The organism is Streptomyces sp. NPDC028991 (genome assembly GCF_055564775.1).
This window is the reverse complement of record NZ_JBVHVP010000004.1, coordinates 291,371-317,671: the sequence shown is the minus strand read 5'-3', so window position 1 is coordinate 317,671 and position 26,301 is coordinate 291,371. Positions and strand designations below refer to the sequence as shown.

Sequence of the window (26,301 nt, the reverse complement as noted above, 5' to 3'; positions counted from 1 at the left end):
TCAGACCCCCTCTGCCTCGGCGAACGACGCCTGGTAGGCGGCGAACTGCGCCCGCTCCTCGTCGACGAGCGCGTGCCCGTCCGCGTACACGTTCTCGAAGATGGCGAACCGGTCCGGGTCCGGCATGGCACGGACCGCTTCGCGCACTCGCTTGCCCAACGCCTCGCTCTCCGCCTCCAGTTCCCCGAAGAATCCCTCGTCCGCGTGGTTTGCGGACTCCAGGAAGCGGCGAAGGCGCAGGATCGGATCCTTCGCCTCCCAGGCGACGCGCTCGTCGTCGTGCCGGTAGCGGGAGGGGTCGTCCGAGGTGGTGTGGGCGCCCATGCGGTACGTGTACGCCTCGATCAGCGCCGGGCCCTCACCGCGCCGTGCCCGCTCCAGGGCCCACCGGGTGACCGCGAGGCAGGCCAGCGCGTCGTTGCCGTCGACGCGGACGCCGGGGAAGCCGAAGCCCTGGGCGCGCTGGTAGAGCGGCACCCGGGTCTGCTTCTCGTTGGACTCCGAGATCGCCCACTGGTTGTTCTGGCAGAAGAAGACCACGGGGGCGTTGTAGACGGCGGCGAAGTTGAACGCCTCGCTGACGTCGCCCTGGCTGGAGGCGCCGTCGCCGAAGTAGGCGATCACGGCGGAGTCCGCGCCGTCCTTGGTGATGCCCATCGCGTAGCCCGTGGCGTGCAGCGCCTGCGAGCCGATGACGATGGTGTACAGGTGGAAGTTGTTGCCGTTGGGGTCCCAGCCGCCGTTGTTCACACCGCGGAACATGCCGAGGAGGTTGGTCGGGTCCACCCCGCGGCACCAGGCGACGCCGTGCTCGCGGTAGGTCGGGAAGACGTAGTCGTCCTCGCGGGTGGCGCGGCCGGAGCCGATCTGGGCGGCCTCCTGGCCCAGCAGCGAGGCCCACAGGCCCAGCTCGCCCTGGCGCTGCAGCGCGGTGGCCTCGGCGTCGAAGCGCCGGGTGAGCACCATGTCGCGGTACAGGCCGCGCAGCTCGTCGGGGGTGATGTCGGCGACGTACCCGGCGTACTCGGCGTAGGGCGAGTTCTCGGCGGGCTCGACGCGTTCGCCCTCGGGCGTCAGCAGCTGCACCAGCTCCGTCTCGGAGCCCTTCTTGGCGGCAGCGGTGCGGGTGGTGCGCTTGGCTCCGGTGGTGCCGGTCTTCGCGCCCGCGGCGCCGGCCTTGGTGCCGGTGGTACCGGTCGCCTTGCTTCCGGCGCTGCGTCGCGGCTTGCGCGCGGCAGTGCTCTCGGTCACGTGTGCTCCTCCGTCGGTCCGGCCCCCGGGTTCGCCGGAAGCCAGTGCGGCTCACCTGCGGCCCGGCGGTCGCACAAGGGTGGGTGCGGCCCGGTCGGGAACAGGCGTGACAGGTGCCCCGGCGAGCGCCCTGCGAACAGCACGTTACCCAGTGCTCCACATTTCTGTGAAACCCCTCCTGACCTGCGTTTTTACTCGGATTTCCAAGTAAATCGGCGAAGTGCGGAAGTTTTACTGGTCACAGCCTCGCAGGGGGCCGGAACAACGGCACGTTATCCCGGCCACCCCGGGCACGGGAAGAGTCGGTGTGTGAGACTGAGCGCGTGCGCGAAGACGGAGAAATCCGGGTATTCCTCCTCGACGACCACGAGGTCGTCCGGCGGGGGGGTGCACGATCTGCTCGCGGGCGAGCCCGACATCGAGGTGGTGGGCGAGGCCGGGACGGCGGCCGACGCGCCGTCCGGACGGGTGGCGGCGCCTCCGGCTACGTCCTCAAGGACATCCGGGGGATCGAGCTGCGGTTCGTCGGAGCGCATGCACTCACTGTGCGGGAACGGAAAGGCACGGAAACAAGCTCGCCGTCGGCCTGCGCGGCCGCACCGCCTACGGCCGGGCGGCCACCACCATGCGTGCCCTGCCCTTCCTCGCCTTCGCACGGCACATCGTGGCCGACGGCCGGGTCCTGCTCCGCATGCCCAGGAGCTGCGGGTACCACCAGGTGTGCGCCGGGAGCGTCGTCGCGTACGGCGCCGGCAACCTGGGCTGTGCCGGGTCCGCGGAGCGCCTGTGGACCGTGCGGGTCGTGGGCCGTGCGGGTCGTGGGCCGGTGCGACGTCCACGAGCCGAGCGCCGGCGAAGTCGAGCGCTTCGGCCCCGCGCCGCGCGAGGTGGACGGCGAGCCCTTCGAGCCGGTCTACCTGCGGATCGAGCCGCGGTTCGGCTCGGTGCACTTCACGGACGGCGCCGGCGGCACGCCGTGACGCCCCGCTGTGCCGTCCGGAAACGCGACGCGCGCGTGGAGCCCGTCTCCGGGCCGCACGCGCGCGTGGGGTGGGTTCCGCGTCAGTCGACCGCCGGGTCGCCGCCGCCGCCCGGGTCGCCGGTCGCGCCGCCGTCGGTGCCGCCCGTCGGGCCTCCCGTGGGGTCGCCCGTGGGGTCGCCGGTCGGGTCTCCCGTCGGTTCGTCCGTCGGCGTCGTCGGGTCCGTCGTCGGGTCGCCCGTGGGATCGCCGGTCGGGTCCTGCGTCACACTCTCCGACGGCGTGTACGACGGGGTGTACGACGGCGTGTAGTCCCCGCCGCCCGTGCCGCCCCCGCCGTTGCCCTGCTCCGTGCCCGGGTCGGTGCTCTCCTGCGTCTCCTCGTCGCTGGGCGACGAGCTGGGCGACTCCTTGTCGGAACTCTGCGAGGTGGACGCCGACGGGCTCTTGTCCGTATCGGTGCCACCCTTCTCGCCCCCGCCGTTGTTCAGGGCCAGCGCGACGCCCGCCGCGATGGCGATCACCGCGAGGAAGGCCAGTATCCACAGCTTGCCGCGTCCGCTGCCCTTGTTGCCGCGGCCTTCGAAGCCGCCGTCGTCGCCCCCGCCGTAGCCGCCGTTCGGCAGGATCGGCTGGGGGATCTGCTGGGTGCCCGACGCGCCGTGGTCGGAGTGCGGCAGCACCGAGGTGCCCGCGAGGCCGAGGCCGGCCGACGGGGTGTGCCGGCCGTCGTGCGCGGCGACCGGCCCGGTGTTCCAGGTGCCGGTGTGGCCACCCTGCTCGTACAGCATCTGCAGCCCGTACTGCACCAGGCCGCGCATCTCCTCGGCGGTCTGGAACCGGTCGTCGGGCTCCTTGGCCAGCGAGCGCATCACCAGACCGTCGAGCTCCGGCGGGCAGGCGTCGGACGCCTCGGACGGCGGCGTCGGGATGTCCTGGACGTGCTGGTAGACCACCGACAGCGGGGTCTCGCCGGTGAACGGCGGCCGCAGCGCGAGGAGTTCGTAGAGCAGGCAGCCCGTCGCGTACAGGTCGGAGCGGTGGTCGACGGCCTTGCCGAGCGCCTGCTCCGGGGAGAGGTACTGCGGGGTGCCCATGACCATGCCGGTCTGCGTCATCGTCGTGGACGCGCCGTGCAGGGCGCGGGCGATGCCGAAGTCCATCACCTTCACCGCGCCGTTGTGCGTGATGATGACGTTGGCGGGCTTGATGTCGCGGTGCACGATGCCGTGCTGGTGGGAGTAGGCGAGCGCCTCCAGCACACCGGAGACGATGATCAGCGCCTGCTCCGGGCCGGGCGCCTCGGCGTTGAGCAGGAGGTCGCGGATGGTGCGGCCCTCGACGATCTCCATCACGATGTACGGCACGGACTGGCCGCCGACGAAGTCCTCGCCGGAGTCGTACACGGCGACGATGGCATGGTGGTTGAGCCCGGCCACCGACTGTGCCTCACGCGTGAAGCGGGCCTTGGAGACCGGGTCCTCGGCGAGGTCCGCGCGCAGCAGCTTGACCGCCACGGTGCGTCCCAGGCGGACGTCCTCGGCGGCGAACACCTCGGCCATGCCGCCCCGCCCGAGTCTGCGGGTCAGGCGGTACCGGCCGTCGCCGACCAGGCCGCCGTTGCCCCAGGTCTCCGGCGCGTCAGACATACCGCCGCCAGTCGCCTCGGGTTCGGACGGGCCCTGGGCGCGCTGCTGCTGTGCCATCAGTCCTCGCCGTCGTTTCTGCCCGCGGTGCGCGCGGTGTTGTTACGGTCTCCGTCGGCCACGCTACAGCCTTCGCGGGGGCCTCCGGTCCGAGATGAGCGCCGGGACCGGCATCGAGACGGACCGGTCATGAAACCCTGGTTCCGTACTGTCGTGCAAATTCCGTGTACCGGCGGTACGTCGGCTGTAACGCTTCCGCGACGCTTCTTTCGCGTACGGTCACGGAACGGGCACCGCGCTTGACGTGTCGGTGCCCTGGGGCAGACTTGGCCGGGAATTGCACTTTCGATCACGATCACGAACGCGAGCGCGCGTGCCGCCGCCACCGGCGTCGCGGCGCCCATGGGGGACGCAGAGACATGAGCCAGGACGCCGGACAGGGCCGGTACGCGGGGCGGGCGCTCGCCGGCGGCCGCTACCAGCTGCGCGACTTGCTCGGCGAAGGCGGCATGGCCTCGGTGCACCTGGCGTACGACTCGGTGCTGGACCGCCAGGTCGCGATCAAGACGCTGCACACCGAGCTGGGCCGGGAACAGGCCTTCCGCGAGCGCTTCCGCCGCGAGGCCCAGGCAGTGGCCAAGCTCACGCACACCAACATCGTCTCCGTCTTCGACACCGGCGAGGACACGTGGTCCGACAGCGACTCCGCCGCGGGCGGCGGCATGCCGATGCCGTACATCGTCATGGAGTACGTCGAGGGACGGCCGCTCGGCTCGGTGCTCGACGAGGACGTGCGGCAGCAGGGCGCGATGCCCGCCGACAAGGCGCTGAAGATCACCGCGGACGTGCTGGCGGCCCTGGAGATCAGCCACGAGATGGGCCTGGTCCACCGGGACATCAAGCCGGGCAACGTGATGATGACCAAGCGCGGCGTGGTCAAGGTGATGGACTTCGGCATCGCCCGCGCCATGCAGTCCGGCGTCACCTCGATGACGCAGACCGGCATGGTCGTCGGCACCCCGCAGTACCTCTCGCCGGAGCAGGCCCTCGGCCGCGGTGTGGACGCCCGCTCCGACCTGTACTCGGTGGGCATCATGCTCTTCCAACTGGTCACCGGACGCCTGCCGTTCGACGCGGACTCGCCGCTGGCCATCGCGTACGCGCACGTGCAGGAGGAGCCGGTGGCTCCTTCGTCCGTCAACCGCGCCCTCCCGCCGGCCGTGGACGCGCTGGTGGCCCGCGCACTGAAGAAGAACCCCAACGAGCGTTTCCCCAGCGCCGAGGCGATGCGGGACGAGTGCCTGCGCGTGGCCGCCTCCTTCCAGCCGGCCCCGCCGAGCATCGTGCCCGGCGCGCACGCGTCGAGCGGCGCGGGCGTCGGCTCCGCGGTGTTCCCGCCGGTCGACCAGAGCGGACCGGTGCCCACGGGCCCCGTCCAGACGCCGTACCAGCCGACGCCGAACCCGGGCCCCAACCCGTACGGCACCCCGGCGCCCGCCGGGCCCTCGCCCGCCTACGGCTACCCGCAGCAGGGCGGCTACCCGACACCGGCCGCGTCGCCGTACGCGCCGCAGCAGCCCCAGGGCGCGCACACGCCGCCGCCGTACAACCTCTCGCCCTCCACTCCGGCGTCCGGCTCGTCGGGCGGCGGCGGGAAGAGCGGCAAGCTGGTGGTCATCGGTTCGATCGCGGTCGCCGTCCTGGTGGCCGGCGGTCTGATCGGCGCGCTGACGATGGACGACGGCGGGGACGACCCCAAGGGCGGGGACGCCACCGCCAGTGCGTCCGCTTCGGACTCGAAGGCGGCGGGCTACCGCGGGCCGGACAAGACGAAGACGATCGAGAAGGACGAGTGCACCGAGCCGGAGGAGTCGTACAACGACCCCGACAAGATCAAGGTGCCGGACTTCACGTTCAAGTACATCGGCTCGGTCAAGGAGTGCTTCAACGCCGCGGGCTGGCGGATGGAGGTCGTGGAGGTCGACGAGAACACCTACGGCGAGGGCTCGATCCGGGACCAGTTCCCCACGCCCGGTACGGACGTCGACCCCGATGACATGCCCGAGATCCAGCTCAAGGTCTCGACGGGCAACCCGCCGTCCTCCTGATCCCGTGCCTCCCGTGACGTAGGACCCGGCCCATGGCGAAGGGCCCGGCAGCAGGTGCTGCCGGGCCCTTCGCCGTGTCGGTGCGTGGCTGACCGTGCCGGTGGGGACCGCCTACAGGTAGGGGCCACCGGAGCGGCCGCCCAGGTGGGGCGGCTCCTCACCGTCCTGGCCGACGCCCGGCGGCAGCGCGCGGCGCATCTGCTCCAGCTGGGCCCGTGCCGCCATCTGCTGCGCGAACAACGTGGTCTGGATGCCGTGGAACAGGCCCTCCAGCCAGCCGACCAGCTGTGCCTGCGCGATCCGCAGTTCGGCATCGGTCGGGGTGACGTCGTCCGTGAAGGGCAGGGAGAGCCGCTCCAGCTCCTCGACCAGCTCCGGGGCCAGTCCGTCCTCCAGCTCCTTCACCGAGCTGGCGTGGATCTCCTTGAGCCGGGCCCGGCTCGCCTCGTCCAGGGGCGCGACGCGCACCTCCTCCAGCAGCTGCTTGATCATGCTGCCGATCCTCATGACCTTGGCGGGCTGTTCCACCTGCTCGGTCACCGGGATCTCGCGGGAGTCGTCGTCCCCGCCGCCGCTGAGCGCCATTCCGTCCTGGCCGACGACCAGGATCTGGGGGTTCTCCGGCGACCTGTCGTTCCTCGGCATCTCCATGCCGTCATTCTCTCGCACCCGCGCGGCGCGACGGGGCGGTGCCCCCACGGAAGCGTGGTCGAGCACGTTCGGCGGAGTCCGTAATGCCGGTATGGCGGGTGGATGTGAGGCTTGTTCCGTCGATTTCTGCGACTCGCTATCACCGGGAGGGGGTCACTGACGTGACTCCATGGCTGCGCACACTGCGAGCGACGGGACTGGTGGGGGTTGTGGGGGTGAGCGCTCTGGTGGCGCCGTGCGGGGTGGGGGTGGCGCACGGCGCCGGGTCCGCGACGGCGGGGACGGCTGCCTCTGCCGTCCGGGGGCCCGCGGTGACCCCGTCTCCTTCCGGGCCGGCTCCCTTCTCGGTCCCGGGAGCGGTGGCCGCCGACCCGGACGGCTCCGGCGGCCAAGACGGGCGGAAGGGGCACGAGCACCCCCAGCGCGACGAGGGTCACGACGGCCCCGACGGATCGGACGCCGGTACCGCCTCCCCGTCCGCCGGGGAATCCGGCCCGGCGGAGGGGGAGGCGCGTGGCTCCGCGACGGCCTCCCCCTCCCCCGCTGCCTCCGCGTCAAGCGCCTCGGCAACCGGCCCGGAGCCCTCCCGGGCCGGGAGCCGGCCGGGCGAGGGGCGGCAGCGGCCCGGGCGGCCGCAGGAGCGGGAGCCGGAGGAGGACCGCGCGGACCAGAACGCCCGTCACCGGATGGACGAAGACGGCGACGCGGGCCTGTCCGACGATCCGGAGACCGCCGTACCACCCGGCGAGGCCGCTCTGGTGCCCTCCGCGCCCCCGTCCCGTTCTCGGCCCCAGGCCGGCACACACACCGAGGACGCCACCGAGCCCGTGGTCCGTGTCCTGCCCCTGGGCAGCGGGCTGGTCCTCATCGGCCTCGGCCTGGCCCTGGCCTTCGTCGGCCTCCGCCTGCGGCGCGGCTGACGCGCACCCGCTACGAGGCGACCAGCAGCACCTTGCCGACGTGCCCGCTCTCCTCCACGATCCGGTGGGCGGCGGGGGCGTCGCTCATCGGCAGTTCGCGGTCGACGACCGGACGGACGTGACCACCGGAGAACAGCGGCCAGACGTGCTCGCGTACGGCCGCGACGATGGCCGCCTTCTCCGCCGGCGGCCGGGCGCGCAGCGAGGTCGCGCTGACGGCCGCGCGCTTGGTGAGGAGCGTGCCGATGTCCAGCTCGCCCTTCCGGCCGCCCTGCATGCCGATGATCGCGAGCCGGCCGTTGACGGCGAGGGCCTGGACGTTGCGGTCCAGGTACTTGGCGCCCATGTTGTCGAGGATGACGTCGGCGCCCGTGCCGCCCGTCGCCTCCCTCACCTCGGCGACGAAGTCCTGCTCGCGGTAGTTGATCAGGATGTCGGCGCCCAGCTCGGCGCAGCGCTCCAGCTTCTCCTTGGTGCCCGCCGTCACGGCGACCTTCGCGCCGACCGCCTTGGCGAGCTGGATCGCCATGGTGCCGATGCCGCTGGAGCCGCCGTGCACGAGGAGCGTCTCGCCGGGGCGGAGATGGGAGACCATGAAGACGTTCGACCAGACGGTGCAGACCACCTCGGGCAGCGCCGCCGCCCGCTTGACGTCGATGCCCTCCGGAACCGGCAGCAGCTGACCGGCCGGAACGGCGACCTTCTCGGCGTAGCCGCCGCCGCCGAGGAGCGCGCAGACCTCGTCGCCGACGGACCAGCCGGACACGCCCTGCCCGAGTGCGGCGACGCGCCCGGAGCACTCCAGGCCGGGGTAGGGGGAGGCGCCGGGCGGGGGGTCGTAGAAGCCCTGGCGCTGCATGATGTCGGCGCGGTTGACGGCGCTGGCCGTCACCTCGACCAGGACCTCGCCCTCGCCGGGTACCGGGTCGGGGACCTCGGCCCAGACCAGCGCCTCGGGGCCTCCGGGTTCGGAAATCGTGATCGCATGCATGAGGGCGACGCTACTCCTCCACCCCTGTCCCGGCCCTTCCGCCCGGGGCCCGGACGGCGCGCTCTCCGTCTCCGGGCCGAAGCGCTCTCCGTCTCCGGGCCGAAGCGCTCTCCGTCTCCGGGCCGGACCGTCCTCGGTATTTCGGACCGTCCCCCGGAAAATCCCTGTGCGCGACCGATGAGATTGCGCGACTGTGAAGATCTTCCCCTGCGTAGCCGAAGAACGCGGAAGGACCATCAATGAGTACGCACACGTCCGGACTCGCGATCGAGACCGCGGGGCTGGTGAAGACGTTCGGCGAGACACGGGCCGTGGACGGCGTGGACCTGGCGGTACCCGCAGGCACGGTCTACGGCGTCCTCGGCCCGAACGGCGCCGGCAAGACCACCACGGTGAAGATGCTCGCCACCCTCCTGCGACCGGACGGCGGCCAGGCCCACGTCTTCGGCCACGACATCGTGCGCGAGGCGGACGAGGTACGCAGCCGGGTGAGCCTCACCGGGCAGTACGCGTCCGTGGACGAGGACCTCACCGGCACCGAGAACCTGATCCTGCTGGGCCGGCTCCTCGGGCACGGCAAGACGGCCGCGCGGCAGCGGGGCGACCAGCTGCTGGCCGCCTTCGGGCTGACGGACGCGGCGTCGAAGCAGGTCAAGCACTACTCGGGTGGCATGCGGCGGCGCATCGACATCGCCGCGTCCATCCTCAACACACCCGACCTGCTCTTCCTCGACGAGCCGACGACCGGCCTCGACCCGCGCAGCCGCAACCAGGTGTGGGACATCGTGCGCGCGGTCGTCGCCCAGGGCACGACGGTGCTGCTGACCACGCAGTACCTGGACGAGGCCGACCAGCTGGCGTCCCGGATCGCCGTCATCGACAAGGGCAAGGTGATCGCCGAGGGCACCAAGGGAGAACTGAAGGCGTCCGTCGGCGCGGGCTCCGTCCATCTGCGGCTGCGGGACGCCGACCAGCGGCCCGAGGCCGAGCGGCTGCTGCGGGACCTGCCGGTCGCCGAGGTGCAGCTGGAGCCCGACCCGGTGGCGCTGACCGCGCGCCTCGGGGTGGCGGCGAGCGACACGGCCGCCGACCAGGCCGCCAAGGCGCTGGGCGAGCTGACCAGGGCCGGCATCACCGTCGACAACTTCTCCCTGGGACAGCCCAGCCTCGACGAGGTCTTCCTGGCGCTGACCGGGCACGACACCGGCCAGAGCACCGGCAACGGCACCGGCACCGGCACCGGCCCTGACACGAAGGACGAGGTGGCGGCATGAGTACGGCCACGAGCACCGAGGGCAAGGAACTCTCCGCGGTCAGCACGGAGTCGCTGGCGGCCCTGCTGGTCACCAAGGAGCGGCCACCCCGGCCCAGCGCCCTGTCCACGTCCCTGACGTTCGGATGGCGCGCGATCCTCAAGATCAAGCACGTGCCGGAACAGCTCTTCGACGTCACCGCCTTCCCGATCATGAACCTGTTGATGTTCACGTACCTCTTCGGCGGTGCGCTGGCGGGTTCACCGAGCGACTACATCCAGTTCGTGCTGCCGGGCATCCTGGTGATGTCGGTCGTGATGATCACGATGTACACCGGGGTCTCGGTGAACGTCGACATCGAGAAGGGCGTCTTCGACCGCTTCCGTTCACTGCCGATCTGGCGGCCCTCGGCGATGGTCGGCTACCTGCTCGGCGACGCGCTGCGCTACACGATCGCGTCCGTCGTGATGCTCGTCGTGGGTCTGCTGCTCGGCTACCGGCCGGACGGCGGGTTCGGCGGTGTGGTCGCCGGGATCGCGTTGCTGCTGGTGTTCTCGTTCGCCTTCTCGTGGATCTGGACGATGTTCGGGCTGATGCTGCGCACCGAGAAGTCGGTGATGAGCGTCAGCATGATGGTGATCTTCCCGCTCACCTTCCTGTCCAACGTCTTCGTCGACCCGAAGACGATGCCGGGCTGGCTGCAGGTGTTCGTCAACAACAGCCCGATCACGCACCTGGCCTCCGCGGTGCGCGGCCTGATGGCGGGCGACTGGCCCGGCACCGAGATCGCCTGGACGCTGGGCTGGGCGGGCCTGCTCCTCCTGGTCTTCGGCCCGGTGACGATGCGGCTCTACAACCGCAAGTAGCCTCCGCGGTACGCAGCCGGCGCCGCGTCAGTCGCGGGGCAGCGGGCGGGCGTCGGGCGCCACGTGGGTGGCCGGCGTCGCCCGCACGATCGTGATCAGGCGGTCCGTCAGCTCCAGACCGCCGACGGCCGGGTCGTCGTAGCCGAGCACCCGGTGTCCGCGCACGACGCTCACCACCAGGTCGTCCGTCTCGCGCGGGTTCCTGCCCACCTCGGCCTTTATGACCGGCCGCTCGACGAGGTCCAGCCCGCTGCCCTGGCTGATGAGGTCCTCCATGACCATGCCGGCGGCGGGACTGAGCACGGAGAGCCCGAGCAGGCGGCCCGCGGCGCTGGCGCTGGTGATCACGGCGTCGGCGCCGGACTGCTTCAGCAGCGGCGCGTTCTCCTCTTCGCGGACCGCGACCACGATCTTCGCGCCCCGGTTGAGCTGCCGGGCCGTCAGCGTCACCAGTACCGCCGTGTCGTCGCGCTGGGTGGCGACGATGATCTGTCTCGCCCGGTACACCTCGGCGCGGTTCAGCACATCGCTGCGCGTCGCGTCCCCGACCACGCCCGCGTAGCCGTGTGCCGTCGCCGCCTCGATGGCCTTCCCGCTGGGGTCCACCACGACGACCTGCTCCTTGCGCAGCCCGGTCGCGCAGACGGTCTGGATCGCCGACCGTCCCTTGGTACCGAAGCCGACGACGACAGTGTGATCGCGCAAGGTGGACCTCCAGCGGGTCAGTCGCCACTCCTCCCGAGTGCGCTCGGTGAGGGCTTCCAGTGTGGTGCCGACCAGGATGATCAGGAACAGCACGCGCAGGGGCGTGATGACCAGGATGTTCGTCAGCCGGGCGGCGTCACTGACGGGGGCGATGTCGCCGTATCCGGTGGTGGAGAGGGTGACGGTGGCGTAGTAGAAGGCGTCGAGAAGGTCGACGGAGTCGTCGGAGCTGTCGCTGTAGCCGTCGCGGTCGGCGTAGACGATGAAGGCGGTCGCCACCAGGACCACCAGAGCGATGGACAGCCGCTTGCCGACCTGGCGGATCGGGTGCTCCACCAGCTTCCTCGGGAGTTTCACCCGATGGGTCACGAGGTGTTCGTCCGCCTGGCGGGCGATCGCGTCCTGGCCCGGTAGTTTCACGTGAAACACACTCCGATCCCGCCGGTGGCCCAGGGCAGGTCGAGCAGTTCGGCCTCCTGGCCCGGACGCGCCCCGCCCGGAGGCACGACGGCCAGGGCATCGGCGGCCGCGATGCCGCGCAGCATGGCCGGACCGTTGTAGTGCAGCGGCACGGCACCGTCGCCTCGCAGCACGACGGGGACGAGCCGGGTGTCGTACGGGTGCCCCTGCACCGCGTCCAGCAGCGGCAGCGAGTACGGCTCGGGCGCCGGGCGGGCCGCGAGGGTGCGCAGCAGCGGCTCGGCGAGTGTGAGCAGTCCGGAGACGGCGGCGAGAGGGTTGCCGGGCAGGCCGACGAGGTGCTGGTCGTCCTTGAGCCGGGCCAGCAGCATCGGGTGGCCGGGGCGCGCCCTGACGCCGTCCACGAGGAGTTCGGCGCCGATGCGGCTCAGGACCGGGTGGACGTGGTCGACGGGGCCCGCGGCGGTGCCGCCGGTCGTGACGATCAGGTCGGCGCCGGAGGCGGTGACGGCGCGGTGCAGGGCCTTGGCGTCGTCCCCGATCCGGCGGACCGCGCGGACGTCGGCGCCCAGGGCCCGCAGCCAGGGCGGCAGCATCGGGCCGAGCGCGTCCCGGATGAGGCCGTCGTGCGGGCGGCCTTCGGTGAGCAGTTCGTCGCCGAGGACCAGGACGTCGACGCGGGGGCGGTGGACCGCGGTGAGCGTGTCGTATCCGGCGGCTGCCGCGAGGCCCAGTACGGCCGGCGTCACCAGGGTGCCGACCGGCAGCAACTGGTCGCCGCTGCGGCACTCCTGACCGCGCGGGCGGATGTCCTGGCCGTGGACGACCTCCCGGGTCGCCTGCAGCCGGCCCTTGCCGTCGGTGCGGCCGTGCTCGGTGCGCAGGACGGCGGTGGTCTCCAGGGGGATGCGGGCGCCGGTGGCGATACGCACGGCCTCGCCGTCGGTGAGGGGCGCGGGCTCCGCGTGTCCGGCCAGGACGCCCTCGTCACGCACCGACCAGGGGCCCGGGCCGGCGACGGCCCAGCCGTCCATCGCGGAGGTGTCGAAGGAGGGCAGGTCGGTCAGGGCGGCGAGGGGTGCGGCCAGGGTGAGGCCCAGGGCGGCGTCGAGGGGCGCGGAGAGCGGGGCGCGGCGGGCGGCCCGGACGGCGGCCCGGGCGGCACGCTCGGCGGTCGCCCGGGCTTCGGGCCAGGGAGTCGCGCGGTGCTGGGAACCGGCCTGCTCGCCGGGGGCACCGTGCTGACCGTGCGGGCCGTGGGAACCCTGGTGTGCGGTGGGCCCGGGCGGCGCCGTGCGGTCGTGGTCGCCGTGGGGCGGGCCGGGGTTCTCCTTCACGAGGGCGAGCGCCTCCTCGACGTCGAGGTCTTCCGCTTCCTCGTCGGCCCGCGTGCCGGGAGAGGTCATCGTGCGTCCGGGCGGGTGTCGGGTGTGGCGTCGGGCGCCACGTCGGGTTTGCCCGCCGCGGGGGCGGGCCCGGCGTCGGCGGCCTCCTCGGCCCAGCGCTGGGCGAGGGCGGCGGCCTTGCGGGCGGCCTCGGCGACGGCCTCGGGACCTCCTCCCGCGCGTCCGGCCGCGTAGCCGACGAGGAAGGTGGTCAGTGGGGCCGCGGGCCTGGCCACCCCGTGGGCGGCGTCCCGGGCGAGGTCGAGCAGGACGCCGGTGTCGACGTCGAGGTCGATGCCCAACTCGTCCTTGGCTGCGGTGATCCATTCGTCCAACACGTGACCATGCTCCCTGATGCGTGCCCTTGCGGTGGCGATGTCGTCCCAGGTGTCGCAGTCGAAGGAGGCGACGGCGTCGGGGACGCGAGTGAGGCGGAGGGCGCCGGTCAGGCGGCGCAGCGGAAGCCCGGCGAGGTCTGCCCGGTCCCGGGCGAGCACGGCCAGTTCGCGGCGCAGCGCGGGCGCGCGGTAGGCGGCGACGAGGGGCTGATCGCGGCCGTCGGCGTCGGTGAGCAGCACGCCGTCGGCGTCGCTCGCGGCGAGCTCCGACAGCAGCCGCCCGACGGCCGGGCCGGCGAGGAAGGGCAGGTCGGCGGAGAGGACCACGACGTACTCCGCCGTGGTGTGCCGCAAGCCGGCGGCGAGTGCGGCGAGCGGTCCGCCGCCGGAGGGCTCCTCGCGCGCCCAGGTCACCGGGCGCCCGGTGGGCCGGGGCTCGGCGACGACGACGGTGGTGCGTGCTCCGGCGCAGGCGACGAGCACCCGGTCCAGCAGTGCCCGGCCGCCCACCCGCAGGCCGGGCTTGTCCGCGCCGCCGAGCCGCCGGGCGGCCCCGCCGGCGAGCACGACGGCGTCGTACCCGGCGGGGTCCTTCCCGGAGGGATCGGAGGGATCGGATCCCGGCGCGGGGGCGGTGCCGGGGGAGGGCTCGTACACGGTCACCCCCCGAGTATGCGTCCCTGCGCGATCACAGGGAACGCGGGGACGCCACGCAATCAGGGTGCGCGCACCGGCGCCCCTGCCGGCACCGGGGCTGCGCCGGTTGCCGCGCCGGCTGCCGCCGCTTTCGGCGCCGCTGTGGACACCGCGTTCGGCGCCGCTGCGGACGCCGCTGCGACACCGCTGCGACACCGCTGTCAGAGAGTGCGCAGCAGCACCGACGGCTGTTCCACGCAGTCGGCCACGTACCGCAGGAAGCCGCCCGCCGTGCCGCCGTCGCACACCCGGTGGTCGAAGGTGAGCGACAGCTGGACGACCTGACGCGCCGCCAGCTCCCCTTCGTGCACCCAGGGCTTGGGGACGATGCGGCCGACGCCGAGCATGGCCGCCTCGGGGTGGTTGATGATCGGCGTGGAGCCGTCGACGCCGAACACCCCGTAGTTGTTCAACGTGAAGGTGCCGCCGGTCAGTTCACCGGGGGTCAGCCGCCCGGCCCGGGCCGCGTCGGTCAGCCGGGCGAACTCGGCGGTGAGCGACTCGGCGTTCCGCGCGTGCGCGTCCCGGACGACCGGCACGACCAGCCCCCGGTCCGTCTGGGCGGCGAAGCCGAGGTCGACGTGGTCGAGCTGGACGATCTCCCGGGCCTCCGTGTCGACCGTGGCATTCAGCTCCGGGAAGCGGGCCAGGGCGGCCGTGCAGATCCGGGCCAGCAGCGCGACGAGGGAGACCTTCGGCCCGCCGGCGGCGTTCATCGCGGTGCGCGCCCGCATCAGCTCGGTCGCGTCGGCGTCCACCCAGCAGGTCGCGTCGGGGATCTCGCGCCGACTGCGGGAGAGCTTGTCGGCGACGGCGCCGCGGACGCCCTTGAGGGGGGTGCGGACGCCGCCGGAGCGCGCGACGGAGGACGCGGGGGCCACCGGTGCCCGGCCGGTCGTCCCGGCCCGGCCTTCCCGGACCGCCGTACGGCCGCCCTGTGCGGCGGCGGCTCGCAGCGCGTACTCCACGTCCGCCCGCAGGATCAGCCCGTCCGGGCCGGAGCCGGTCAGCTCGCGCAGGTCCAGGTCGTTCTGCCGGGCCAGCCTGCGTACCAGGGGGGAGATGACGGGGACGGGGCCGTCCACCGGCTCGGCGGCGCGGACCCTGCCGTTCGCCCGCCCGGTCACCGCCGGGGCGGCTGCCTGCCGGTCCGGCCGTACCCGGCGGCGGCGCGCCGGCGCCTCCGAGGTGCCGTATCCGACCAGGACGTTGCCCGATCCCTCGGCCCGCGCCTGCTCGGCCTTCACCTGATCGTCCCGGGACCGGTCGGCCGGGGACCCGTCGGCCCCGGAACGGTCGGCCCCGGAACGGTCGGCCGGGGGCCGGTCCGCCCCGGACGGATCGGCCGCGGTGCCCTCGGCCGCGCCGCCGCCGGTGTCCGAGTCCCGCGCCGGGGCGTCGGCGGCTCCCTCGCCCACCGCCACCGTCAGCAGCGGCGCTCCGACGGGCAGCTCCGTCCCCTCCTCGCCGAAGCGGCCGGTGACCACGCCGCCGTAGGGGCAGGGCACCTCGACCATCGCCTTGGCCGTCTCCACCTCGACAACGGGCTGGTCGACGGTGACCACGTCACCGACCTCGACCAGCCAGCGCACGATCTCCGCCTCGGTGAGCCCCTCACCGAGATCGGGGAGCTTGAATTCCAGCACCTGTGCCATCAGCTTTCGGCCTCCCACTGCAGGCGCCCCACGGCGTCCAGGATCCGGTCCACACCGGGCAGGTGGTGGCGCTCCAGCATCGGCGGCGGATACGGGATGTCGAACCCGGCCACACGCAGCACCGGCGCCTCCAGGTGGTGGAAGCAGCGCTCCGTGACCCGGGCCGCGATCTCCCCGCCCGGGCCCCCGAAGGAACCCGACTCGTGGACGACGACCGCGCGTCCCGTCCGCCGCACCGAAGCGCACACCGTCTCGTCGTCGAACGGCACCAGGGAGCGCAGATCGACGACTTCGAGGTCCCAGCCCTCGGCCCGGGCCGCCTCGGCCGCCTCCATGCAGGCGACCAGCGACGGCCCGTACGTGATGAGTGTGGCGCTCCGGCCGGGGCGCCGCACCACCGCGCGGCCTACCGGCTCAACGGGTGCCGGCTCCTCCGGGTTCCAGGCGTCCTTCGACCAGTACAGACGCTTGGGTTCGAGGAAGACCACCGGGTCGTCGGAGGCGATGGACGCGCGCAGCAGGCCGTACGCGTCGGCGACGGTCGCGGGCGTGACGACATGGAGCCCCGGAGTCGCCATGTAGTACGCCTCGGACGAGTCGCTGTGGTGCTCGACGCCGCCGATGCCGCCGCCGTAGGGGACGCGGATGGTCAGCGGCAGGGGCATCCTGCCGCGCGTGCGGTTGCGCATCTTGGTCACGTGGCTGACGACCTGCTCGAACGCCGGGTAGGCGAAGGCGTCGAACTGCATCTCCACGACCGGGCGCAGCCCGTACATCGCCATGCCGACGGCCGTGCCGAGGATGCCGGCCTCGGCGAGCGGGGTGTCCGTGCAGCGGTCCTCGCCGAACTCCTCGGCGAGTCCGTCGGTGACCCGGAAGACGCCGCCGAGGGCACCCACGTCCTCGCCCATGACGTGCACGCCCGGGTCGGCGGCCATGGCGTCGCGCAGCGCGCGCGTGAGGGCCTGCGCCATGGTGGCCGGCTTGACGGCGACAGTGGTCATCGGTGTCCCCCTTCGGGCGCCCCGGATCCGGGCCCGGTCTCCGCCTCCGCTTCGGCCGCCAGCTCCGCGCGCAGCAGGTCCCGCTGCGCGCGCAGCTGCGGCGTGGGCTCGGCGTAGACGTGGGCGAACAGGTCCATCGGATCGAGCCGCGGGTCCTGGTTCATGCGGGCGCGCAGGTCCGCGGCCATGGTCTCGGCGTCCTCGCGGGCGGCCCGGGCTCCCTCCTCGTCGAGCAGGCCGCGCTCGGTCAGCTCCCGCTCCAGCAGCTCGATCGGGTCGTGCCGGCGCCAGGTCTCGACCTCGGCGTCGCCCCGGTAGCGCGTCGCGTCGTCGGCGTTGGTGTGCGCCTCCACGCGGTACGTCACCGCCTCCACCAGCGTGGGGCCGCCGCCCGCGCGCGCGTGGCGTACGGCGTCGGTGAGGACCTCGTGCACGGCGGCTGCGTCGTTGCCGTCGACCAGGCGGCCGGGCATGCCGTAGCCGACGGCCTTGTGGGCCAGCGACGGGGCCGCGGTCTGCTTGGCGAGCGGAACGGAGATCGCGAAGCCGTTGTTCTGCACGAGGAAGACGACCGGGGCCTGCCAGACCGCGGCGAAGTTCAACGCCTCGTGGAAGTCGCCCTCGCTGGTGCCGCCGTCGCCGACCATCGCCAGCGCGACCACGTCGTCGCCCTTGAGCCGGGCGGCGTGCGCGAGGCCCACGGCGTGCGGCAACTGGGTGGCCAGCGGCGTGGACAGGGGCGCGACCCGGTGCTCGTAGGGGTCGTAGCCGGTGTGCCAGTCGCCGCGCAGCAGGGTGAGGGCCTCGACGGGGTCGACGCCGCGGGCGACGACGGCGAGCGTGTCGCGGTAGCTGGGGAAGAGCCAGTCCCGCTCCTCGAGGGCCAGCGCGGCGGCGACCTCGCAGGCCTCCTGACCGGTGCTGGAGGGGTAGACGGCCAGCCGGCCCTGCTTGGTCAGCGCCGTAGCCTGCGCGTTGTAGCGTCGGCCGGCGACCAGCCGGGCGTACAGCGTGCGCAGCAGCTCGGGGTCCGCCTGCTCGGCGGCCTTCGTGCCGAGGACCCGGTACGGCTCCGCGTCGGGCAGCAGCGGCGCGGGGTCGGTACGGGGCTGCCAGGCGGGCGGCGGTGTGGGCCGGTAAGCGCCCCGCTGCTCCATGACCGTCATGACGGCACCTCCTCGTGGGAGCGGCTCTGGGCTCGCCACGGGTGTGACGGGCCTCACCTACCGATTGTTCGGTCGCCGGCACAGTTTGGCTACAGGCACCCCCAGGCTGTGGACAAACGGTTCTCCACAGCCTGAGATGGACGCAGTACGTCCATGGTAGGGAGGTGGGGGCACATGGCATCTGAACAAATGGCCGAACGCCCGGAGGAGGCCGACGGCCCGGACGACGCCGGCGGCCCGCCGCCCCCGCGCCCGCTGGACGCCATCGATCAGGACATCCTGCGCATGCTCCAGGCGGACGGCCGCGCCTCGATACGCTCGGTCGCCGAGCGGGTGCACGTCTCGCGCGCCAACGCCTACGCGCGCATCAACCGGCTCGTCGAGGACGGCGTCATCCGCGGCTTCGGCGCCCGAGTCGACCACGAGCGCGCGGGGCACGGCACCTCGGCGTACATCACCCTGAAGATCGTGCAGAACTCCTGGCGCACGGTCCGCGCGCAGCTACGGCAGCTCCCCGGTGCCTCGCACATCGCCCTGGTGGGCGGCGACTTCGACGTCCTGCTGCTGGTGCACACCCCGGACAACAGGGCGCTGCGCGAGCTGGTGCTCACCCGCCTCCAGGCCATCCCGGAGGTCCTCAGCACGCGCACCCTGCTGGTGTTCGAGACCGAGGACCTCGAACCGCAGAGCTGACCGCCGGGCCGGGAGCCCGGTGGAGCCCGCCGATCCCGCTCACGAGGCCTTGCGCAGCCCTCCGAACACCAACCGCGCCACCGCGTCGACCACTTCGCGCTCGCCCGCGCCGCCCCGGCCGTCGGGCCCGGCGGGGCGGTACCACTCGACGATCGAGTTGATCATGCCGAAGACCAGGCGCGTCGCGAGCCGGACCTCCACGTCCGCGCGGACGTCCCCCTCGGCCGCGGCGGCCTTCAGCAGGTCGGCGACGCGGTGGTCGAACTCGCGCCGCCGCTCCAGTGCCCACCGCTCGGTGCCGGTGTTGCCGCGCACGCGCAGCAGCAGCGTGACGTACGGCAGTTCGGCCATGAGCACCTCGACCATGCGCCGCACGACGTACTCCAGCCGCTCGGCGGCGGTCCCCGCGCGCGCGTGTTCCTCGTCGAGGATGCCGAAGAGCTCGTCCAGGGCCCGGCTCACGGCCCGGCGCAACAGCTCCTCCTTGCCCGTGACGTGGTGGTAGATCGACGACTTGGAGATGCCGGCGGCCTTGGAGAGGTGCTCCATGGAGGTGCCGTCGTAGCCGCGCTCGATGAAGACCTGCACGGCGACGGACAGCAGCGTCTCGGGCGTGTACGTGTCGCGCTTGGCGGTGCTCATGAGGGGGTGCCCTCCTCTGCGTCGGAGGCGTGCGCGTGGCGGTGCAGCGCGAGGGACGGGGCGTGCCGCCCGGAGGGCTCACGCACGTGCAGCTCACCGAGCAGTTCGTACACCCACCGGGGTCCCAGCCGGCGGCCCCACTCGAGCGGCCCGAGCGGGTAGTTCACGCCGAGGCGCATCGCGGTGTCGACGTCCTGGGCCGAGGCCACGCCCCGGGCGACCGCGTCGTGCGCCAGGTCGACGATCCGCGCGACCGTCCGCGCCACGATCATGCCGGGCACGTCGCCGACGACGCTGACCTTCTTGCCGAGCGCCTGGAAGAGGCCGGTGGCCTCGGCGAGGGCACGGGGCGGGGTGGTCTCGGCCGGGGCGAGGGCGACGCGGGTGGCCCGGCGGTAGTCGAGGGCGAGGTCGAAGTGGACGACACCGCCGAGTTCGGCCGAGGTGCGCCCGTCGGCGAGGCGGAGCCGGCCGCCGCCGGGCAGCACGAGCGAGCCGGCGCCCTCGTCGTCCTCGCGGACCTCGATGCCCGCCTCACGGATCAGCGTGACCAGTTCGGCGGCGGGCCCCAGGCCCCCCTCGACGACGACGTACGCGGGCCGGCCGGCCGGTCCGGCGGTGTGCGGCTCGGGCCGTTCGGCGCCGTCCCGGTAGTCGTACCAGCCCTGTCCGCTCTTGCGGCCGAGCCGGCCGGACTCGACCAGGCGGCGCTGGGCGAGCGACGGCGTGAAGCGCGCGTCCTGGAAGAACGACTGCCACACGGAGTGCGTGACGGACTCGTTGACGTCCTGCCCGATGAGGTCGGTCAGCTCGAAGGCGCCCATCCTGAAGCCGCCGGACCCGCGCAGCACCGCGTCGATGGTGGCCGGGTCGGCGGCCCGCAGCTCGTGGACCGCGAGGGCCTCGGCGTAGAAGGGCCGGGCGACGCGGTTGACGACGAAGCCAGGGGTGTCGGCGCAGGCGACCGGGGTCTTGCCCCAGGCGCGGGCCGTCTCGTACGCGCGCGTGGCCGACGCGGGGTCGGTCGCGAAGCCGGAGACCACCTCCACCAACGGCAGCAGCGGCGCGGGGTTGAAGAAGTGCAGGCCGACGAAGCGTCCGGGGACGCGGAGCGCGCCGCCGACGGCGGTGACGGACAGGGAGGAGGTGTTGGTGGCGAGCAGGCAGTCGTCGCCGACGACGTCCTCCAGCGCGCGGAACAGCTCCTGCTTGACGTCCAGCCGCTCCAGGACCGCCTCGGCGACCAGCGCGCAGCCGGCGAGGTCGGCGAGGGTCTCGGCGGGCCGGAGCCGGGCGCGGGCCGCGTCCCGCTCGGCGCCGGTGAGGCGTTCCTTTTCGACGAGCCGGTCGAGCCGTGCGCCGATCGCGTCCGCCGCTTCCCGGGCCCGCCCGGGCACGGCGTCGTACAGCCGTACGGGATGGCCCGCGACCAGCGCCACCTGGGCGATGCCCTGGCCCATGGTGCCGGTGCCGACGACGGCCACGGGGCTGCTGAGGTCGAGTGCTGTCATGTGCGCGATCCTCCCGCACGGGGTTTTCCACAGATGCGGCGGTCCCCCTTGTCCCGACCGATCGTTCGGTTACTCTAGCCGTGTCCGCCTGTTTCTGCCCAGGTTTCCCCCAGGTCCACGGACTCGACGGAGAGTCGACGAGTAGTCGACGGCGAGTTCGTGAAAGACGAGGAGTTGGTCCCGCATGGCCGCCGAACTCACCGCACACCAGCTGATCGCCCAGCACCGGCCGACCCTGGATCTGGCACTGGAGACGATCCGCACGCGCGCGTACTGGTCCCCCCACCCCGAGCACCCGAAGGCCTACGGGGAGAACGGCAGCCTGGACATGGCCGCGGGCAAGGCCGCCTTCAACGCCCTGCTCGGCACCCGCCTCGACCTCGGCCAGCCCGGCACCGACGACTGGGTCGGCGGCGAGGTCTCCCCGTACGGCGTCGAGCTGGGCGTCGAGTACCCGCACGCCGACCTCGACGTGCTGCTGCCCGCCATGAAGGCCGGCCAGAGGGCGTGGCGGGACGCGGGCGCGGAGCTGCGCGCGATGGTCTGCCTGGAGATCCTGCGGCGGATCGCCGACCGGACGATGGAGTTCGCCCAGGCGGTCATGCACACCTCCGGACAGGCCTTCATGATGGCCTTCCAGGCGGGCGGCCCGCACGCACAGGACCGCGGCATGGAAGCCGTGGCGTACGCGTACGTGGAGCAGGCCCGCACCCCCGACGCGGCGGAGTGGACCAAGCCGCAGGGCAAGCGCGACCCGCTCGCGCTCACCAAGCAGTTCACGCCGGTCCCGCGCGGCATCGGCCTGGTCATCGGCTGCAACACCTTCCCGACCTGGAACGGCTACCCGGGCCTGTTCGCCTCCCTCGCCACCGGCAACGCGGTCCTGGTCAAGCCCCACCCGCGCGCGGTGCTGCCGCTCGCGCTCACCGTGCGGGTGGCCCGCGACGTGCTCACCGAGGCCGGTTTCGACCCGAACCTGGTCGCGCTGGCCGCCGAGCGTCCCGGCGAGGGCATCGCCAAGACCCTGGCGACCCGCCCCGAGATCCGGATCATCGACTACACCGGCTCCACCTCCTTCGGCGACTGGCTGGAGGCCAACGCCCGCCAGGCCCAGGTCTTCACCGAGAAGGCCGGCGTGAACACGGTGATCGTCGACTCCACCGACGACTACAAGGGGATGCTCGCCAACCTGGCCTTCTCCCTCTCCCTCTACAGCGGCCAGATGTGCACCACCCCGCAGAACCTGCTGATCCCCCGCGACGGCATCCGCACCGACCAGGGCCCGAAGACCTACGACGAGGTGACCGCCGACCTGGCACGCGCCGTCGACGGACTCCTCGGCGACGACGCCCGCGCGAACGCCCTGCTCGGCGCGATCGTCAACCCGGACGTCAAGGCCCGCCTGGAGGCCGCCGCCGGCCTCGGCGAGGTGGCCCTGGCCTCGCGCGAGGTGACCAACCCGGACTTCCCGGACGCGGTCGTGCGCACCCCGGTGATCGTCAAACTGGACGGCGCCAAGCCCGACGACGAGGCCGCCTACACCAGCGAGTGCTTCGGCCCCGTCTCCTTCGCCGTCGCCGTCGACTCCGCACGGCACGCCGTGGAGCTGCTGCGGCACAGCATCCGGGAGAAGGGCGCGATGACGGTGGGCGCGTACACGACCGACGCGGAGGTCGAGCAGTCCGTGCAGGAGGCCTGCCTGGAGGAGGCGGCCCAGCTGTCCCTCAACCTCACCGGCGGGGTGTACGTCAACCAGACGGCCGCCTTCTCCGACTTCCACGGCTCGGGCGGCAACCCGGCGGCCAACGCCGCCCTGTGCGACGGCGCGTTCGTGGCCAACCGCTTCCGGGTGGTGGAGGTCCGGCGCCAGGCCTAGGAGTGCTTCGTCAGGGCCTTTCCCGCGGCCTGATCCGCCGGACCGGCACTAGGAGCTCCGGACCGCGCCCCCGGCGGCGCTCCAGTGGTACAGCGTCATGGCCACACTGGTCGCGAGGTTGTAGCTGGAGACCTGGGGGCGCATCGGCAGCGCCACCAGATGGTCGGCCCGCGCGCGCAGATCCCGCGACAGCCCGCTGCGCTCGGAGCCGAAGGCGAGCAGCGCGTCGTCCGGCAGCTTCAGCCCGCGGATGTCCTCGCCCTCCGGATCCAGCGCGAACACCGGCCCGTGCGGCAGCTCCGCCACCTCCAGCCGCTCCACGGCGGTCGCGAAGTGCAGCCCCGCCCCGCCGCGCACCACCGTGGGGTGCCACGGGTCGAGCGGGCCCGTGGTGACCACACCGGTCGCCCCGAAACCGGCGGCCAGCCGGATCACCGCCCCCGCGTTGCCGAGATTGCGCGGCTGGTCGAGGACCACGACCGGCGCACGGCGGGGCGTGTGCGCCAGCGCCCGCAGTCCGGCCGTACGCGAGGGCCGTACGGCCAGGGCGGCCACGGCGGTGGGATGCGGGCGCGACACGAGCGAGGCGTACTCCTCGTGCTCCACCTCGACCAGCAGACCGTCCAGCGCCTCCCGCACGTCCGGCGCCAGCTCCGCGGCCAGGGCGAGGGCGCCCGCGCGGTCGGCGGTGACGGCCACCGGGACTTCGGCGCCGAAACGCAGCGCGTGCTTGAGGGCGTGGAACCCGTCGAGCAGCACGCACGGCCCGGCGTGCCGGCGCCAGGCGGCCAGCGGGTCTGGGTCGGTCATGCCCGGCAGCCTACGTGCCCGTACTCGGTGCCCTTTTCGTCCCCGGCGTCCTTGTCTCCGGCACCCTTGCCTCCGGCAGCTCCGGCTCCACCACCTTCGGCTCCGCCACCTTCGGCTCCGGCAGCTCCGCCCCCGGCAGCTCCAGCTCCGGCAGCTCCGCCCCCGGCAGCTCCGGCTCCGCCACCTTCGGCTCCGGCAGCTCCGGCTCCGGCACCTTCGGCTCCGGCACCTTCGGCTCCGCCACCTTCGGCTCCGGCAGCTTCGCCGCCCGGCTCGCATCCTCTGTGACGTCGTCCCACGCGTCTTCGTCCCGAGCACTTCCGCCCCGAGCACTTCCGCCCCGAGCACTTCCGTCCCGAGCACTTCCGTCCCGAGCGCCTTCGTCCCGGGCGCCCGGGACCCCTGTGACCTCGTGGCCCGTCCGCGCACGGGGCCGGGGCACCATCGCCGTACGGCCCCCGACCCGCCCGGCCGTCAGCCGGCCCGGCGTCCCGGCACGCGCGCGTGCCGCCCAGCGGCCGAGGCGGCGCAGGAACGAAGTCGGCAGGAAGACCGCGTCGGCGGCGATCATCGCCAGCGAGAAGAACGGCAGCCCCAGCACCACGGCGATCACCGCGTGCTCGGTCATCATGGCGGCCAGCAGCACGTTCTTGACCCGCCGGTTGAACAGCGTGAACGGGAACGCGACCTGCACGGCGACCGTGCCGTAGGTGATGAGCATGACCATCGTGCCGTTGGCGGCCAGCGCGTCGGAGAGGGCGGGCCAGGGCGAGAAGTAGTCGAGGTGCAGCGGGTAGTAGACCGCGGTGCCGTCCTGCCAGCGTGATCCCTGGATCTTGTACCAGCCCGCGGTCGCGTAGATCAGACACGCCTCGGCCATGATCACGACCAGTGCGCCGTTGTGCACGATGTTGGTGACCACGTCGAGCAGGGCCCGCGGCTCGCCGCTCCCGGCACCGCGCCCCGCGGCCCACCACAGGCCCTGCGCGACCCACACCGCCCACAGCAGCGCCGGGACGAACCAGTCGCCGTCCAGCCCGCCCGCCGGCGTCACCGTGAGCAGCACGAAGCCGAACACGCACCACAGCACCGGCCCGGCCCGGTCCACGACACGCTGCCCGCGCGCGCGTGCCTCGTCCGCACGCCGCGCCCGGCGCGCGTCCAGGGACCAGACCTGGCCGCAGCGCGTGAGGACCAGGTAGATGCTCATCAGGTGCAGGACGTTGTCGCCGCCGTCCCCCATGAACACGCTGCGGTTCTGCAGCGAGAGCACGCCGACCATGAAGAGGACGGACATGGTGCGGGTACGCCAGCCGAGCAGGAGCAGCACGCTGCTCAGGACGGCCAACGCGTAGACGATCTCGAACCAGGCCCGCCCGTCGGACCACATCAGCGCCGTGAAGGCGCCGTTGTCCGCGATCAGTTGCTCGGCGAGGCCGTGGCTCCAGGGGCTGTCGGGACCGTACAGCTCGTAGCGGTGGGGAATTTCGCGCAGCAGGAAGAGCAGCCAGGTGGCGCTGAAGCCGATGCGGATCACGGCGGTCTGGTACGGGCCGAGCGCGGCGCCGGTGACCCGGGCGATGCCGCGGGAGACCGAGAGGGCGATGCCGTTCACGCGGCGCCCCCTTCACGCGCGTCGCCGGCCTTCTCGTCGCCGGACACCGGCCACCAGGGCAGCTCACGGTAGGCCGGCCGGTCGGAGACCTTCTCACCGCTCCACGAGGGCGGCTCCACGTTGGTGGTCCGGGAACGGTACTGGACGCGCTCGACGACACCGCCGGGTCCGGCGGCGTCGTTCCGGTCCAGGCGCAGGACCGCGATGCGGCGCAGATACGTCTCGGACAGCGTGCCCCGCAGGCCCACCGGACGGTCGTCGGAGTCGTGGGTGGCGACGAAGAAGTCCCAGGCCCGGCGGAGTTCGTTCTGCTGGGTGTGGCTCGGCAGCGGATTGCCGTCGATGCTCCGGCCGTCCTCGGCGGACAGGTCGTACCAGCCGGTCGTGCGTATCGCGCCGTCCGCCGTGCTCACCTCCGCGCGGACCTGGACGGAGACGTTCTGCTGGAGCGGGTTGGGCGCGAACAGCTTCCAGTTCTGTTCGAACTCCGGGAAGATCCACTCGTCCACCGCGGCGCCGTGCTGCTTGGTGAGGGTGTTCGACGGGGCCACGTGCAGGAACACCAGGCCTATGTGGGCGCAGACGGCGACGGCGACGACCGCGAGGGCGACCACGGCAGCGACCTGGTAGCGCGGGGAGAGCGCCGCGACACCGGCAGAGGGCTTCGCGGTGGCCGCGAGGGTGCCGGTCTCGGTGCCGGTCCCGGGCACGGTGCCGGTGCCGATCTCGGGCTCGGGCCCGGTCTCGGTGCCGGTCCCGGGCCTGGGCGCGGTCTCGGTGCCGGTCCCGTGCCCGGACGCGGTCTCGGTGCCGGTCTCGCCGATCCCGCCGGCCTCGCCGGTCCCTTCAACCGGTCGGTCCGGTCGGTCCGGTCGGTCCGGTCGGTTCAGTGCGTTCCGGCGCCCCGGCTCGTCCCGCCCCTGCCGGGCGTCCGAGCCTGTGTCGTACGCGTCCATTCCGCCCCGTTCCGGTCCCGATCCGTCGTTCCGTCCGCCCCGCCGCCTGGCGCCCGCGCACCACTCGTGCGGCTGCTCGGCAGCGTTCGAACGGGAACGGTACTCAGGACCGCCCGCCCGCACAGCCCCGGCGGACCGACCGCAACGTGGCCGTCACCACACCC

The 26,301-nt window shown here is 73.1% G+C and carries 20 protein-coding genes and 2 pseudogenes; 7 read left to right on the top strand and 15 right to left on the bottom strand.

From position 1 onward, the window contains the following. Nucleotides 1-1,251 (bottom strand): pyruvate dehydrogenase (acetyl-transferring) E1 component subunit alpha, encoded by a 1,251-nt coding sequence (gene pdhA, locus ACZ4V1_RS11670; RefSeq protein WP_468333002.1) that lies wholly within the window; start codon nucleotides 1,249-1,251, stop codon nucleotides 1-3. Between the two features lie 586 nt (nucleotides 1,252-1,837). On the opposite strand from pdhA (ACZ4V1_RS11670), the pseudogene ACZ4V1_RS11665 reads away from it, so the two are divergent. Continuing rightward, nucleotides 1,838-2,222, top strand: a pseudogene (locus ACZ4V1_RS11665) (pyridoxamine 5'-phosphate oxidase family protein); the annotation flags it as partial. A 91-nt stretch (nucleotides 2,223-2,313) separates the two neighbouring features. Here ACZ4V1_RS11665 and ACZ4V1_RS11660 read toward each other — a convergent pair. Next, nucleotides 2,314-3,936: a protein kinase domain-containing protein gene (locus tag ACZ4V1_RS11660; protein ID WP_468332999.1), complete on the bottom strand. Its 1,623-nt coding sequence runs from the start codon at nucleotides 3,934-3,936 to the stop codon at nucleotides 2,314-2,316. A gap of 359 nt (nucleotides 3,937-4,295) precedes the next feature. On the opposite strand from ACZ4V1_RS11660, the gene ACZ4V1_RS11655 reads away from it, so the two are divergent. Next, nucleotides 4,296-5,984 (top strand): protein kinase domain-containing protein, encoded by a 1,689-nt coding sequence (locus tag ACZ4V1_RS11655; protein ID WP_468332996.1) that lies wholly within the window; start codon nucleotides 4,296-4,298, stop codon nucleotides 5,982-5,984. A gap of 111 nt (nucleotides 5,985-6,095) precedes the next feature. Here the strand turns inward: ACZ4V1_RS11655 and ACZ4V1_RS11650 are convergent, their stop codons facing one another. Next, nucleotides 6,096-6,635 carry a bacterial proteasome activator family protein gene (locus ACZ4V1_RS11650; protein ID WP_468332993.1) on the bottom strand — a complete coding sequence of 180 codons (540 nt, stop codon included), beginning with the start codon at nucleotides 6,633-6,635 and terminating at the stop codon, nucleotides 6,096-6,098. 686 nt (nucleotides 6,636-7,321) lie between these two features. Here ACZ4V1_RS11650 and ACZ4V1_RS11645 point away from each other — a divergent pair. After that, complete coding sequence (locus ACZ4V1_RS11645; protein ID WP_468332990.1) at nucleotides 7,322-7,555, top strand: hypothetical protein; 234 nt, start codon at nucleotides 7,322-7,324, stop codon at nucleotides 7,553-7,555. A 10-nt stretch (nucleotides 7,556-7,565) separates the two neighbouring features. On the opposite strand, the gene ACZ4V1_RS11640 is transcribed toward ACZ4V1_RS11645, so the two are convergent. After that, nucleotides 7,566-8,546 carry an NAD(P)H-quinone oxidoreductase gene (locus ACZ4V1_RS11640; RefSeq protein WP_468332987.1) on the bottom strand — a complete coding sequence of 327 codons (981 nt, stop codon included), beginning with the start codon at nucleotides 8,544-8,546 and terminating at the stop codon, nucleotides 7,566-7,568. Between the two features lie 239 nt (nucleotides 8,547-8,785). On the opposite strand from ACZ4V1_RS11640, the gene ACZ4V1_RS11635 reads away from it, so the two are divergent. Together ACZ4V1_RS11635 and ACZ4V1_RS11630 are read left to right on the top strand one after the other, a co-directional pair. Further along, on the top strand, nucleotides 8,786-9,820 hold the full coding sequence (locus ACZ4V1_RS11635) for an ATP-binding cassette domain-containing protein (RefSeq protein WP_468332984.1): 1,035 nt from the start codon (nucleotides 8,786-8,788) through the stop codon (nucleotides 9,818-9,820). Next, nucleotides 9,817-10,665: an ABC transporter permease gene (locus ACZ4V1_RS11630; RefSeq protein ID WP_468332981.1), complete on the top strand. Its 849-nt coding sequence runs from the start codon at nucleotides 9,817-9,819 to the stop codon at nucleotides 10,663-10,665. The genes ACZ4V1_RS11635 and ACZ4V1_RS11630 overlap by 4 nt, the downstream gene beginning before the upstream one ends. A gap of 27 nt (nucleotides 10,666-10,692) precedes the next feature. On the opposite strand, the gene ACZ4V1_RS11625 is transcribed toward ACZ4V1_RS11630, so the two are convergent. From ACZ4V1_RS11625 to pdhA (ACZ4V1_RS11600), 6 genes are all read right to left on the bottom strand, one after another. After that, nucleotides 10,693-11,790 carry a potassium channel family protein gene (locus ACZ4V1_RS11625; protein WP_468332979.1) on the bottom strand — a complete coding sequence of 366 codons (1,098 nt, stop codon included), beginning with the start codon at nucleotides 11,788-11,790 and terminating at the stop codon, nucleotides 10,693-10,695. Beyond that, nucleotides 11,787-13,196: a molybdopterin molybdotransferase MoeA gene (locus ACZ4V1_RS11620; protein ID WP_468332976.1), complete on the bottom strand. Its 1,410-nt coding sequence runs from the start codon at nucleotides 13,194-13,196 to the stop codon at nucleotides 11,787-11,789. Before ACZ4V1_RS11620 ends, ACZ4V1_RS11625 begins: the two co-directional genes overlap by 4 nt. Then, nucleotides 13,193-14,176: an NTP transferase domain-containing protein gene (locus ACZ4V1_RS11615; RefSeq protein WP_468332973.1), complete on the bottom strand. Its 984-nt coding sequence runs from the start codon at nucleotides 14,174-14,176 to the stop codon at nucleotides 13,193-13,195. The genes ACZ4V1_RS11620 and ACZ4V1_RS11615 overlap by 4 nt, the downstream gene beginning before the upstream one ends. A 194-nt stretch (nucleotides 14,177-14,370) precedes the next feature. Next, nucleotides 14,371-15,864 (bottom strand): dihydrolipoamide acetyltransferase family protein, encoded by a 1,494-nt coding sequence (locus ACZ4V1_RS11610; protein ID WP_468332970.1) that lies wholly within the window; start codon nucleotides 15,862-15,864, stop codon nucleotides 14,371-14,373. Next, nucleotides 15,864-16,868 carry an alpha-ketoacid dehydrogenase subunit beta gene (locus ACZ4V1_RS11605; protein WP_468332967.1) on the bottom strand — a complete coding sequence of 335 codons (1,005 nt, stop codon included), beginning with the start codon at nucleotides 16,866-16,868 and terminating at the stop codon, nucleotides 15,864-15,866. Before ACZ4V1_RS11605 ends, ACZ4V1_RS11610 begins: the two co-directional genes overlap by 1 nt. Further along, nucleotides 16,865-18,034, bottom strand: coding sequence for a pyruvate dehydrogenase (acetyl-transferring) E1 component subunit alpha (pdhA, locus tag ACZ4V1_RS11600; protein WP_468332964.1), 1,170 nt, complete (start codon nucleotides 18,032-18,034; stop codon nucleotides 16,865-16,867). Before pdhA (ACZ4V1_RS11600) ends, ACZ4V1_RS11605 begins: the two co-directional genes overlap by 4 nt. Before the next feature lie 189 nt (nucleotides 18,035-18,223). Here pdhA (ACZ4V1_RS11600) and ACZ4V1_RS11595 point away from each other — a divergent pair, with 189 nt between their 5' ends. Further along, nucleotides 18,224-18,727: an Lrp/AsnC family transcriptional regulator gene (locus tag ACZ4V1_RS11595; protein ID WP_468333533.1), complete on the top strand. Its 504-nt coding sequence runs from the start codon at nucleotides 18,224-18,226 to the stop codon at nucleotides 18,725-18,727. A 39-nt stretch (nucleotides 18,728-18,766) separates the two neighbouring features. Here the strand turns inward: ACZ4V1_RS11595 and ACZ4V1_RS11590 are convergent, their stop codons facing one another. Together ACZ4V1_RS11590 and ACZ4V1_RS11585 are read right to left on the bottom strand one after the other, a co-directional pair. After that, entirely contained in the window at nucleotides 18,767-19,369 is a 603-nt protein-coding gene (locus tag ACZ4V1_RS11590; protein WP_468332961.1) for a TetR/AcrR family transcriptional regulator, read from the bottom strand. Then, nucleotides 19,366-20,880, bottom strand: a complete 1,515-nt coding sequence (locus tag ACZ4V1_RS11585) for a 3-hydroxyacyl-CoA dehydrogenase (RefSeq protein WP_468332958.1) — start codon at nucleotides 20,878-20,880, stop codon at nucleotides 19,366-19,368. Before ACZ4V1_RS11585 ends, ACZ4V1_RS11590 begins: the two co-directional genes overlap by 4 nt. A 184-nt stretch (nucleotides 20,881-21,064) precedes the next feature. Here ACZ4V1_RS11585 and paaN point away from each other — a divergent pair, with 184 nt between their 5' ends. Beyond that, complete coding sequence (gene paaN, locus ACZ4V1_RS11580; protein WP_468332955.1) at nucleotides 21,065-22,756, top strand: phenylacetic acid degradation protein PaaN; 1,692 nt, start codon at nucleotides 21,065-21,067, stop codon at nucleotides 22,754-22,756. Nucleotides 22,757-22,804: 48 nt separating this feature from the next. Here the strand turns inward: paaN and ACZ4V1_RS11575 are convergent, their stop codons facing one another. The 3 genes and pseudogenes from ACZ4V1_RS11575 to ACZ4V1_RS11565 form a co-directional block, all read right to left on the bottom strand. After that, the gene (locus ACZ4V1_RS11575; RefSeq protein WP_468332952.1) at nucleotides 22,805-23,566 is read right to left on the bottom strand and encodes a TrmH family RNA methyltransferase; all 762 of its coding nucleotides are present in this window, start codon (nucleotides 23,564-23,566) and stop codon (nucleotides 22,805-22,807) included. 352 nt (nucleotides 23,567-23,918) lie between these two features. Beyond that, nucleotides 23,919-25,181, bottom strand: a pseudogene (locus ACZ4V1_RS11570) (HTTM domain-containing protein); the annotation flags it as partial. Then, nucleotides 25,178-26,137, bottom strand: coding sequence for a DUF5819 family protein (locus tag ACZ4V1_RS11565; RefSeq protein WP_468332949.1), 960 nt, complete (start codon nucleotides 26,135-26,137; stop codon nucleotides 25,178-25,180). The gene ACZ4V1_RS11565 and the pseudogene ACZ4V1_RS11570, both read right to left, overlap by 4 nt. Between the last annotated feature and the right edge of the window lie 164 nt (nucleotides 26,138-26,301).